This is a genomic window from Paraburkholderia sp. SG-MS1 (assembly GCF_012275575.1).
In the GTDB taxonomy this organism is placed as follows: Bacteria; Pseudomonadota; Gammaproteobacteria; order Burkholderiales; family Burkholderiaceae; genus Paraburkholderia.
Map to the genome: position 1 here is coordinate 1 of NZ_NPIH01000204.1, position 10,572 is coordinate 10,572.

The window sequence follows — 10,572 nt, forward strand, 5'->3', positions numbered from 1 at the left end:
ATTGATGAACAACAGCATCAGGAACGACACCACCAGCATCACCACCGCCAGCGCGGTCGCGCCGGCGTAGTCGTATTGTTCGAGCTTGGTGATGATCAGGAGCGACGTGATTTCCGATTTCATCGGCACGTTGCCGGCGATGAAGATCACCGAGCCGTATTCGCCGAGCGCACGCGCGAACGCGAGCGCGAAGCCCGTCAGAAGCGCCGGGAATACCGCCGGCAGCACGACGCGGCGAAACGTCAGCCAGCGCGTCGCGCCGAGGCACGCGGCGGCCTCTTCCTGTTCGCGCTCGAACTCTTCGAGCACCGGCTGCACCGTGCGCACGACGAACGGCAAGCCGATGAAGGTCAGCGCGACCAGCACACCCGCCGGCGTGAACGCGATCTTGATGCCGAGCGGTTCGAGAAACTGTCCGATCCAGCCGTTGCCCGAGTACACCGCGGCGAGCGAAATGCCGGCGACCGACGTCGGCAGCGCGAACGGCAGATCGACCACCGCGTCGACGATGCGCTTGAAGGGGAACGTGTAGCGCACCAGCACCCACGCGACCAGAAAGCCGAACACCGCGTTGATCAGCGCGCCGCCGAGCGCCGAGAAGAACGTCAGCCGGTACGACGCGAGCACCCGCGGCGACGTGACGGCGCGCACGAACTGGTCCCAGTCGAGCGTCGCGGTCTTGAGAAAGGTCGCCGCAAGCGGAATCAGCACCACGAGGCTCAGATAAGCCACCGTGATGCCGAGTGTCAGGCCAAAGCCGGGCAATGCGCTCGGCTTTCGGAAGGTCAACGTCGTCATGCTGGATACTCGTTCAGGTTGATGCTGGCGTTTGTTCACCGATCTTCGACCACCGGACCCGGATTCCGGTTGGCCAAAAGCGCGCCCACCGGGCGCGCTCGGAAGTGGCGCGTCGCCGCGCCGGTGTGTCGATGCCGGCTAGGGCATCGACAGCGTTATTGAGGCTGGTAGATCGAGTCGAATACACCGCCGTCGGCAAAGTGCGTCTTCTGCGCGTTGGCCCAGCCGCCGAACGAATCGTCCACCGTGTACAGCTTCAGCTTCGGAAATTTCGCGGTCAGGTCGGCCGGCACCTTGTTCGAACGCGGACGGTAGAAGTTGCGCGCGGCGATCTCCTGGCCTTCCTCGCTGTACAGGAAGTTCAGATACGCCTCGGCCAGCTTGCGCGTGCCGTGCTTGTCGACGACCTTGTCCACCACTGCGACCGGCGGCTCGGCCAGAATGCTCACCGACGGCACGACGATTTCAAACTTGTCCGGACCAAATTCCTTCAGCGACAGGAACGCTTCGTTTTCCCACGCGATCAGCACGTCGCCGATGCCGCGCTGCACGAAGCTGGTAGTCGCGCCACGCGCGCCCGAGTCCAGCACGCCGGCGTTCTTATACAGCTTGCCGACGAATTCCTTCGCCTTCTGCGCATTGCCGCCCGGCTGATGTTCCGCGTACGCCCACGCTGCGAGGTAGTTCCAGCGCGCGCCGCCCGAGGTCTTCGGATTCGGCGTGACGATCGACACACCCGGCCGGGTCAGATCGTCCCAATCCTTGATGTGCTTCGGGTTGCCCTTGCGCACGAGGAACACGATCGTCGACGTGTACGGCGACGCGTTGTCCGGCAAGCGCTTTTGCCAGCCCTTGTCGAGCAGGCCCTTGCCGGCGAGCGCGTCGATGTCGTAGGCGAGCGCGAGGGTAACGACGTCGGCCTGCAGGCCGTCGAGCACCGAGCGCGCCTGCGCGCCGGAACCGCCGTGCGACTGCTTGAAGGTGATCGTCTCGCCGGTCTTCGCTTTCCATTCCTTGCCGAACGCCTGGTTGACGTCCTGATACAGCTCGCGCGTCGGGTCGTAGGAAACGTTCAGCAGCGTGGTGTCGGCCGCATGCGCCGGTGTCATCGCGCCGATGGCGCCGGCCGCGCCGAAGGCGAGCGCCGCGATCAGGTGCTTCGTTTTGCGAGCCAGCCCCGTGTGTCGATGATTCATGTCAACTTTCTCCGCGTGTAGTGCGCTGAAACCAGCGTGGTGTTGTTCTGCGTCGCGCTCACGTGCACATGAACGTTAACTGGGAGGCAGTCTATCGAAGCGCCTTCATCATTAAAAATAATGTTTCTTCATTCTTTAATACGCAAAAGTGGTAATGACAGCTGGATAAGGCGTTGCGGCGCGAAAACAGATGTTTTGACGTCGATGACGGGCGCCATAGCGGCGGCCAGGGCGCGAACTTAAAGTAAAGCTTGAATTGCGCCGAATACTGTATAAAAATACAGTCACCTGTTCATACATACAGTGGCCATGACAAAACTCACCGCACGACAGCAGCAAGTTTTCGATCTGATTCGCCGGGCGATCGAACGCACCGGTTTTCCGCCCACCCGCGCGGAAATTGCCGCCGAACTGGGCTTCAGCTCGGCCAACTCGGCCGAAGAGCATTTGCGCGCGCTCGCTCGCAAGGGTGTGATCGAACTCGCCGCTGGCGCGTCACGCGGTATTCGCCTGCTGGCGGGCCCGGAAGATTCACCGCATCAGTTCACGCTGCCGCACCCGAGCATCATGCAGCTGTCGCTGCCGCTGATCGGCCGGGTGGCTGCCGGCAGCCCGATCCTCGCCCAGGAACATATCTCGCAGCACTTCGCGTGCGATCCGGCGCTGTTCTCGAGCAAGCCCGACTACCTGTTGAAGGTGCGCGGGTTGTCCATGCGCGACGCGGGCATCTTCGACGGCGACCTGCTCGCGGTGCAAAAGAAGAGCGAGGCGAAAGACGGTCAGATCATCATCGCCCGGCTTGGCGACGACGTCACCGTCAAGCGCCTGAAGCGCCGGCCGAACGGCCTCGAGCTGATCGCGGAGAACCCCGACTACGAGAACATTTTCGTTGAAACCGGCAGTGCGGAATTCGCGCTGGAGGGCATCGCCGTGGGGTTGATCCGCCCCGGCGAGTTCTAAGCCACCGCGCCTGTTCGCTTAATCCCACGCTGCATCAAAGCTGCATTGCCTGGAGAGACTCATGGAACGCCTTGCCCGCCTGCTGCCCTTTCGCCAGTTCGGCCGTTTGCGCCATTTGCGCAATCTCGTGCCTTGCTCATTGATCGAAGCACCGGCTCAGGACTCCGCGTCGCTGTTCGACGCGCCCGCTGATGCAGCCTGCCTGCCGTCGTCGTTGCCGGCGTTTGCCCGTGTGTCGTTGAACTCCGGGTTGAATACGGCGGAACCTGCACGGCGCGCGCCGGTGCGCGTCTATCACGGGCCGTCGCGGCTGATCATGGTGGGCACGGTCGACGCGGTGTGCCGCATGATCGACCGTTGCATTGCCGATGAAGCCAACGTGCATGGGGCGGTGTTCGAGTTGTGAGCCTGTGTGTCATGAGCCGGAAAGAGGCCGCGCCATGCCTCACGCATCGCGGTCGTCGTGCGCGCTTTTCAGACCTGCTGTTCGGATATTTGCATAGAATGGGATTGTTTTTGCGGGGTCGTAGTCCACGTTAAATCCAATCTGATCGGGAGTTCCATTCGATGACAGGTCCGACACGAACCAAGGGGGCCGCCGCCCGGCCGCTGCTCATCACGCTGGTTGTAGTCGTCGTGATTGCGGCACTCGGGTTTGCTTACGCGTCTCCCTATATCGCGCTGAATAATCTGAAACGCGCGGCAGATGCGCGCGACGCGCAAACCGTCAATCAATACGTGGATTTTCCCGCGTTGCGCGACAGCCTGAAGGAGCAGATCGCAGGCATGCTGACGCGCCGGCTGGACGCGGATAACGACAGCAAAATGGCCACCATCGGCGCGATGATCGGCGTGACGCTGATCGGTCCGCTGGTGGATTCCTATGCAACACCAGACGGCGTCGCAGCCCTACTGAATGGCATGCCGCCACGCGGCGATCCTGGCGAACATCCGCCAGCGGCAGCCACGCAAACGCCTGCCTCGCCCGCCGCTGGCGACACCCCCACCACTGCGACGACCCCGGCATCGCGGCAAACCACCGCAGGCTATCGCGGCCTCAACGAGTTCGTCGTCACTTACCGGCGCGGCGAAGCCAATGCGCACTACTCGGCGGTCTTCCGGCGCGAAGGTCTGTTCACGTGGAAGCTCGCCGCGATCAATCTGAACGAATGACCGGCCGGCCGTCACGGCCAGCCGCTCGCGCCATACGCGCGTCCCAGCGCAGCGAGCCGCATCAAGCCGCGGCTTGCTGCTGCTCCTGCGCGGAAGAACACGCCACCAGAATGCTGCATGACACGCGATCGAGCAGCGGCGTGTTGCCTGCCCCCATCCACCATCGCGACAAGCCGGTGCGGCAGCGATGTCCGACCACGACGAGATCGACATGCAGGTCATTCGCGAGATTCGCAATCTCGTCGATTGGATGACCGAACGCGAAATGCCCTTGCGCGTTCACACCGCGTTCGGTGAGCCAGTCCACCCCTTCCTGCAGAATGTCGCGCGCGGTTTTTTCGAAGCTGCCGCAGGCCACATCGGTCAGCAGACCCGCGCTTTGCGCAATGCTGGAGCGCATGTCCACCACGGACAGCAGATGCGTTTCGGCCTTCAGGTCCAACGCGAGGTCGGCGCCGCAACGCAGCGCTTTGCGGCCTTCGCGCGAGCCGTCGTAGCACAGCAGAATTTTTTGGTAGCTCGCCATGGTTTTCTCCCTTCGCGCGGGAAGCGCGGTCTGAATGAATCATGGTGCGCCGCAATTCAGGTTGCAAGGGATGGAAAACGCTAAGTGCGGCGACGGTGCGCCCTAAACCGGTGCGCGCGGGCTTGCCCCGGCTTCGCAGCGGTTTGGCAAACGGATGCGGCAGTGCAAAACCCGCCTCCGAAGCGCTATCTGCCTGCCAACGTCAACCTGCCGATGCCCTAGAATAGGCGGCCTTCCCGGCCATTCGCGTCTTTTCCCGGAGCCTCGATCGACTTATGCCTGAAGCCGCCATTGAATTCCACCAGGTCAAGAAAAGCTACGGCGAAAAAACGGTCGTCGATGGACTGTCGTTTCATGTCAACGCTGGCGAATGCTTTGGCCTGCTCGGCCCGAACGGCGCGGGCAAGACGACCACCTTGCGCATGCTGCTCGGCATCGCGGCACCCGACGCCGGCGCGATCCGCCTATGCGGCGAGCCGATCCCGGGCCGTGCGCGGCTCGCGCGGGCGCGCGTCGGCGTGGTGCCGCAATTCGACAATCTCGATCCCGACTTCACTGTGCGAGAGAATCTGCTGGTGTTCGGCCGCTACTTCGGCCTGAGCGCCGCGCAGTGCCGCGCGATGGTACCGTCGCTGCTCGAATTCGCGCGGCTCGAAAGCAAGGCCGATGCGCGCGTGAGCGAGTTGTCGGGTGGCATGAAACGGCGTCTGACGCTGGCGCGCGCGCTCGTCAACGATCCCGACGTGCTGATCATGGACGAGCCGACCACCGGCCTCGATCCGCAGGCGCGCCATCTGATATGGGAACGGCTGCGCTCGCTGCTCACGCGCGGCAAGACGATCCTGCTGACCACCCACTTCATGGAGGAAGCCGAGCGGCTCTGCCACCGGCTATGTGTGATCGAAGAAGGCCGCAAGATCGCCGAAGGCGCGCCGAGCGAGCTGATCGCATCCGAGATCGGCTGCGACGTGATCGAGATCTTCGGTCCCGATCCGTTTGCATTGCGCGATGAACTGGGGCCGCTCGTCGAACGAACCGAGATCAGCGGCGAGACGCTGTTCTGCTACGTGAACGACGCGCAGCCGGTGCATGCGCGGCTCAAGCAGCGCGCCGATCTGCGCTATCTGCACAGACCCGCGAATCTGGAGGATGTGTTCCTGCGGCTCACGGGCCGCGAGATGCAGGATTGAAGACACCGCCACCGCCGAAGCCATCACGACACCCCACGAGACACGCAATGGACGCTCGCACTTACGACCCCCCTGGCGACGCGCCGTCGAAACAGGAGCCCTTCGCCGCCTTCCCGGCCAACGCCGTCAACTGGATTTCGGTATGGCGCCGCAACTATCTGGTCTGGAAGAAGCTCGCGCTCGCGTCGATGTTCGGCAATCTCGCCGATCCGATGATTTATCTGTTCGGCCTCGGCTTCGGGCTAGGGCTGATGGTCGGACACGTCGACGGGGTGTCGTACATCGCGTTTCTGGCGGCGGGCACGGTGGCGTCTAGCGTGATGATGTCGGCGAGTTTCGAATCGATGTATTCGGGCTTCTCGCGCATGCACGTGCAGCGCACGTGGGAGGCGATCATGCATACACCGCTGACACTCGGTGACATCGTGCTGGGCGAGGTGATCTGGGCGGCCAGCAAGTCGATGCTGTCGGGTGCGGCGATCATGCTGGTGGCGGGCGCGCTCGGCTACGCGAATTTCCCATCGATGCTGCTCGCGCTGCCGGTGATCGTGCTGACCGGGCTCGCGTTCGCGAGCATCGCGATGGTGGTGACGGCGCTCGCACCGTCGTACGACTTTTTCATGTTTTACCAGACGCTGGTCTTGACGCCGATGCTGCTGCTCTCCGGCGTATTCTTTCCCGCATCGCAACTGCCCGCGGCCGCGCGAGCGGTGACCGGCGTGCTGCCGCTCGCGCATGCGGTCGATCTGATGCGCCCGGCGATGCTCGGGCGGCCCCTCGACAACGCGCTTGTGCATCTGGCCGTGCTGGCGGCTTATGCGGTGGGCGGGTTTGTCATGTCGGCGATTCTGTTTCGACGGCGGATGATGAAATAGCCCACGCGTGTCGAATACGTTGAACACGTCGAATGAATTCAATAGCCGCAGGTGGCGCGCTCAGTCCTCTTCGTCCGTCCACGGAATGTCGACGTCAGAGATGAACGCCACCGTCGCGAACGGGCCGCCATCCTGGCGCCCGATCTTGCCATCGGCGCGCTGCCATTCGACCCGGAACACCGTGCCTGGATCGTCGGCAATCAGGCGCACCGTCCGAATCTCGTCGGGATCGGCTTCCTCGACGGGACCATCGAGCGAAACCTGCAACTCCTGCGGCCACAGTCCATCGGCGGGATCGTAAATCTTGTCGCCATCGGGAATCAGCGTGAACGCTTCCACGCCGATGGTCGCCGAAGCGTCGACGATCATCTTGCCCAGCGCGCGCAGCAAGGCTGTCGCCCGTGCCGAATTCGCCTGGCGGATGGCCAGGTCCCCGCGCGTGAGCGCCTGCTCGAGTTTTGGGTTTGTTTTTTGTTGCGCCATTCGATGTCCTGAGTCCTATCGCTCGGTTGTGTGCGGCGCGCACGTCGATGGCGTGCCGCGCTCGATTTTTCGGGCTGAATCCTACCACTGGTGCCCCGCAAGGGGACTTCCTTCGGGCGTGCGCTGCAGCATGGCGGCACCCACAGTCCGGTTCTTCCCGACCGCCTCCGTCCACCTCAGTTTAGGTCGTGAATCAGATTCCGGGAGGGACATTTGCCCGCCAGCTGACGAATGCGGTCTTTTCAGATGTGAGCACGCGACGGGTCCGCCGGTCAGCTACCTCTATCGGCGTGGCGATGATTAGCGCATGCGTTGACGTCGCTCGTGGCGGTCCGGCTGATCGATGCAAACGCTCATCGCGTTCGCGACCGGCTTGTTCTGGATGGGCTATGCGGAAGGCGGAAAGTTGGCACCCGTTTCAGGCGCCGGCGTGGGCGAAGCCAGGCAAACGACATCGCAGCCGCTCCGGCGACCACGCCGGAGCAATCTGCCACGCGGGTTCATGCCTCGCTCGAAATCACTTCGAACCCGAGGCTTGTCGACCCACGCTCGACGACCCATCAAGGCGCCGGGTTCGGCTGCAACTCATGCAGCGCGTCGATCTCCGCAAGCACTTCCGGCGAGAGCTTCACCTCGGCGCTGGCGATGTTTTCCTTCAACTGATCGAGCGAGGTCGCGCCGATCAGGTTGCTGGTCACGAACGGCCGGCTATTGACGAACGCGAGCGCGAACTGTGCGGGCGACAGGCCCTGACGTTTCGCGAGTTCCACATAGCGCGTGGTCGCCTGAACCGCTTGCGGCTTGCTGTAACGCGCGAAGCGCTCGAACAGCGAGATGCGGGCGCCGGCCGGACGCGCGCCGCCTTCATACTTGCCCGACAGCCAGCCGAACGCGAGCGGCGAATAGGCGAGCAAGCCGATGTTGTCGCGATGCGCGTACTCGGACAGACCCGCTTCATACGTGCGGTTCAGCAGACTATACGGATTCTGGATGCTGGCGATGCGCGGCAAGCCGAGCTTGTCGGCCGCGCGCAGGAACTGCGCGACACCCCACGGCGTTTCATTCGACACGCCGATGTGGCGCACCTTGCCCGCCTTGACGAACTCGGCGAGCACCGACAGCGTTTCTTCGATCGGCACCGTGTACGCGTCGTCGACCCACGGATAAGCGGGACGGCCAAACGTCATCGTGCTGCGATCCGGCCAGTGCAGTTGATACAGATCGACGTAGTCCGTTTGCAGGCGCTTCAGGCTGCCGTCGAGCGCTTCGGTCAGGTTCTTGCGATCGAACTGATTGCCCTCGCCGCGAATATGGCGCGGATTGTGCGGCTGACGCGCCGGTCCGGCGATCTTGGTGGCGAGCACGATTTTCTCGCGAGCGCTGCGATGCTGCGCGAGCCAGGTGCCGATGTAGCGTTCCGTCGAGCCTTGCGTTTCGGCGCGTGGCGGCACCGGGTACATTTCGGCGGTGTCGATCAGGTTGACGCCATGATCGAGCGCGTAGTCGATCTGCGCATGCGCTTCCTGCTCGGTGTTCTGCTCGCCCCACGTCATGGTGCCGAGACCGATCAGGCTGACCTGCACATCGGAGTCGCCGAGTCTGCGGTGTTCCATCTATCTTGTCCTGTTGAATAGGTGAACGGAAAGCGCTGACGTTACCACGCCGGCGCAATGCCTGCATCAAGGCTAGAATGCGAACGGGGCGGGCATCGCCCACTTTTACGCACTCCGCACTCAACAGGCCACGCGTCGATACTTCCGCGATGAATCCCGAACACCTCGAACTGCTGGTCACACGCGTGATGCCCTACGGAAAATATAAAGGCCGTGTGATTGCCGACCTGCCCGGCCATTATCTAAACTGGTTCGCGAGTCAGGGCTTTCCACCGGGCGAAATAGGCCGCCTGCTCGCCCTGATGCAGGAGATCGATCACAACGGTTTGAAGCCGCTGCTCGAACCCTTGCGCAAGCGCTGATATCGGCGCGATGCAAGCCGGTTCGATTAACGCGAAGCCGGATGAAAGTATCGGCGCAGGCACCGTGCAAGCCATGTAGGCCGGTACAAATTCATACAGTCTTTTTCTTGCGCCGCGCACTCGCCTGGATTTAAATCGGCATAAGTCATCGCGTCGTCGCGGATGGTCCGATGGCCCGCTCGAAGCTTCGCATCCGATCCCGCTTACCCGTCTGTCCATGCCCGAATTCAGTCTGCCCGCCCTGCTGGAATTTATCGGTCACGACCTCTCGCCCGTGCGTGCCGTCATTGTCTTTTTTCTGATCGGCTATCTGGTCGTCGGACTGCCCTTGCATTTTCGCCGGGGCGCTGCGTCGCGCGACATCTGGGGCACGGCCGCCGGCGTGACGATGGCTGCGATCTACGCGGCGTTCATCATCGGCGTGTACCCTGCGCTGCATCACTCGGGGCTCGTGCTGCATTAGTGGGCCTGACACGGCGGGGCTTCGCGCGATCGATGCGCACGCACCGACACGTCGGCGTCACTGGCCCGCAAGACGTCGTGCGCCGGCCCCTACTCAGGCTAGCCCATCCAAAGCATCAGCCGCCATCCAATCCGGTTGAAGCCCCTCGAACAGCGGTTTCAGTACCGTCCGCCGCGGCTACCGGCGACGCACCGAGGTCCGGTAAAGCGGACGGCGCACCTGCGCCGGACTCGCCGTGGTGACCTGACGTGCCGTCTGATGAAACGCGAGACAGCGATCGTCGCAGTCGAGCCGGCAATGCGCGAGCATCCACTTCACGGTCGCTTCGAAAGCGTTGACCAGCTGCGCGTGTTGCCGACGCGGTAGATGAGGATGGATCGTAATTCGTCGGCGATCGTGTGTTTGCCGGCTTCGCGTCGAGCGGTCCTGGCTATGGGCGTGTCTTTCTTTTTTGTTCAGCTTCGACGCAGGGCATCGGGTGTGGATTCGAAGGTAATTGTCTGAGCGGAATTAGCAGGCGTCCCCTACGGCTGCTTTGCAAACATTTAACCAACTGTTACCGCAACGCGCATTGGTAAGGCGATCGAAGATCGTCGCGGTGGCTGGCCGCTATGGATTCGATCGCATATGTCCATCACGAACGCAAGTTCGCTCACGGCGCGTCGTAATGTGTGGACACAAATGCTACTGAACTCCATCGCAGGCGATTTTTCTCATGCTTATACGAAGGAGAAAAACGAAGGAGAAAATCGTGAGCAGGCTCGTTGCATCGATCGCGCTGTTGACGCTGGCTACAGGTCTCACCGGATGCGCAGTTGCGCCCGGATATGACTATGGCTATGCGCAGCCCTATTACCCCGGCTACGGATATGCGTACGGGCCGCCGTATGTACCGGCTTACGGCACGGTAGGTATTTGGGGAGGCTGGGGTGG

Annotated in this window: 13 protein-coding genes and 1 pseudogene; 8 read left to right on the forward strand and 6 right to left on the reverse strand. The window is 62.7% G+C overall.

The window, feature by feature from the left end; all coding sequences use genetic code 11:
* A partial coding sequence (cysT, locus tag CIC12_RS16275) for a sulfate ABC transporter permease subunit CysT (protein ID WP_168665129.1) occupies positions 1–798 on the reverse strand: 798 nt, incomplete at its 3' end.
* 155 nt (positions 799–953) lie between these two features.
* Entirely contained in the window at positions 954–1,994 is a 1,041-nt protein-coding gene (locus tag CIC12_RS16280) for a sulfate ABC transporter substrate-binding protein (protein ID WP_168665130.1), read from the reverse strand.
* 309 nt (positions 1,995–2,303) lie between these two features.
* On the opposite strand from CIC12_RS16280, the gene lexA reads away from it, so the two are divergent.
* The 3 genes from lexA to CIC12_RS16295 all read left to right on the forward strand — a co-directional run bounded on the left by lexA (position 2,304) and on the right by CIC12_RS16295 (position 4,127).
* The gene (gene lexA / locus CIC12_RS16285; protein WP_168665131.1) at positions 2,304–2,954 is read left to right on the forward strand and encodes a transcriptional repressor LexA; all 651 of its coding nucleotides are present in this window, start codon (positions 2,304–2,306) and stop codon (positions 2,952–2,954) included.
* Between the two features lie 61 nt (positions 2,955–3,015).
* Positions 3,016–3,360, forward strand: coding sequence for a hypothetical protein (locus CIC12_RS16290; RefSeq protein WP_168665132.1), 345 nt, complete (start codon positions 3,016–3,018; stop codon positions 3,358–3,360).
* A 161-nt stretch (positions 3,361–3,521) separates the two neighbouring features.
* A complete protein-coding gene (locus tag CIC12_RS16295) occupies positions 3,522–4,127 on the forward strand; it encodes a DUF2939 domain-containing protein (RefSeq protein WP_168665133.1) in 606 nt (201 codons plus the stop codon).
* Between the two features lie 61 nt (positions 4,128–4,188).
* Here the strand turns inward: CIC12_RS16295 and CIC12_RS16300 are convergent, their stop codons facing one another.
* Positions 4,189–4,653: a universal stress protein gene (locus CIC12_RS16300; RefSeq protein WP_168665134.1), complete on the reverse strand. Its 465-nt coding sequence runs from the start codon at positions 4,651–4,653 to the stop codon at positions 4,189–4,191.
* Positions 4,654–4,928: 275 nt separating this feature from the next.
* On the opposite strand from CIC12_RS16300, the gene nodI reads away from it, so the two are divergent.
* Positions 4,929–5,843: a nodulation factor ABC transporter ATP-binding protein NodI gene (gene nodI, locus CIC12_RS16305; protein WP_168665135.1), complete on the forward strand. Its 915-nt coding sequence runs from the start codon at positions 4,929–4,931 to the stop codon at positions 5,841–5,843.
* 47 nt (positions 5,844–5,890) lie between these two features.
* Positions 5,891–6,718, forward strand: coding sequence for an ABC transporter permease (locus tag CIC12_RS16310; protein ID WP_168665136.1), 828 nt, complete (start codon positions 5,891–5,893; stop codon positions 6,716–6,718).
* A 60-nt stretch (positions 6,719–6,778) separates the two neighbouring features.
* Here the strand turns inward: CIC12_RS16310 and CIC12_RS16315 are convergent, their stop codons facing one another.
* Together CIC12_RS16315 and CIC12_RS16320 are read right to left on the reverse strand one after the other, a co-directional pair.
* Entirely contained in the window at positions 6,779–7,201 is a 423-nt protein-coding gene (locus tag CIC12_RS16315) for a hypothetical protein (RefSeq protein WP_168665137.1), read from the reverse strand.
* A gap of 560 nt (positions 7,202–7,761) precedes the next feature.
* Positions 7,762–8,814 (reverse strand): NADP(H)-dependent aldo-keto reductase, encoded by a 1,053-nt coding sequence (locus CIC12_RS16320; RefSeq protein ID WP_168665138.1) that lies wholly within the window; start codon positions 8,812–8,814, stop codon positions 7,762–7,764.
* Positions 8,815–8,963: 149 nt separating this feature from the next.
* Between CIC12_RS16320 and CIC12_RS16325 the strand changes: the two genes are divergently transcribed.
* Both CIC12_RS16325 and CIC12_RS16330 read left to right on the forward strand, forming a co-directional pair.
* Positions 8,964–9,176: a DUF3820 family protein gene (locus CIC12_RS16325; protein WP_042323893.1), complete on the forward strand. Its 213-nt coding sequence runs from the start codon at positions 8,964–8,966 to the stop codon at positions 9,174–9,176.
* Between the two features lie 217 nt (positions 9,177–9,393).
* Positions 9,394–9,639 (forward strand): hypothetical protein, encoded by a 246-nt coding sequence (locus CIC12_RS16330; RefSeq protein WP_168665139.1) that lies wholly within the window; start codon positions 9,394–9,396, stop codon positions 9,637–9,639.
* Positions 9,640–9,816: 177 nt separating this feature from the next.
* On the opposite strand, the gene CIC12_RS16335 is transcribed toward CIC12_RS16330, so the two are convergent.
* Positions 9,817–9,957 carry a hypothetical protein gene (locus tag CIC12_RS16335; RefSeq protein ID WP_168665140.1) on the reverse strand — a complete coding sequence of 47 codons (141 nt, stop codon included), beginning with the start codon at positions 9,955–9,957 and terminating at the stop codon, positions 9,817–9,819.
* Between the two features lie 433 nt (positions 9,958–10,390).
* Here CIC12_RS16335 and CIC12_RS33175 point away from each other — a divergent pair.
* Positions 10,391–10,572 (forward strand): annotated as a pseudogene (locus tag CIC12_RS33175) (hypothetical protein); the annotation flags it as partial.